This window comes from Mesorhizobium caraganae (assembly GCF_016836705.1).
GTDB classification, from domain to species: domain Bacteria; phylum Pseudomonadota; class Alphaproteobacteria; order Rhizobiales; family Rhizobiaceae; genus Mesorhizobium; species Mesorhizobium caraganae.
In genome coordinates this window covers 1-449 of record NZ_JAFCGY010000147.1, presented here as the reverse complement: position 1 = coordinate 449, position 449 = coordinate 1, and the positions used below count along the sequence as shown (strand labels likewise).

General features: G+C 69.5%; 1 protein-coding gene. It reads left to right on the top strand.

The window, feature by feature from the left end; all coding sequences use genetic code 11:
- Positions 1 to 23 precede the first annotated feature (23 nt).
- The coding region (locus tag JQK88_RS35705) for a hypothetical protein (protein WP_203281287.1) at positions 24 to 449 on the top strand (426 nt) is incomplete at its 3' end.

The window sequence follows — 449 nt, the reverse complement described above, 5'->3', positions numbered from 1 at the left end:
GCGTCGAGCAGTGGCGGGTGTGCATGGGCGCGCGCACGCCGCCGGACTGGCTCCTGCGCAAGCTCGACGCGGACGGCGCGGCCGCGATGCTCTACATCGATCCCGAACACCGCCTGCTGCGCGAGCGCGAGAGTCGTCTAGTCGAGTTCTTCAACGCCCGCTTGCATTCGCGTCTGGCCGGAAAGTTTCAGCGAGTCGCCTTCGATGCCGCGGAAACGGCCTGGCAGCGTGACCACCCGCGCATGCAGCGGCGCAGCGCCCGCGGCTGGTGGCCGAGCCAACCGCACGCGCTGAGCGACGTCGTGACAACGCCGAACGGGCGCTTCGTCGAACGGCGCGGCAGCGGTGGCACGCTACGCGCCGAGCTGGCCTACGAGTCGTTCCACATGCAGCACTGCCTGGGTCAGTTCGAGGATCGCGAGCGGCTCCAAGGCGGCTACGGCGAATAC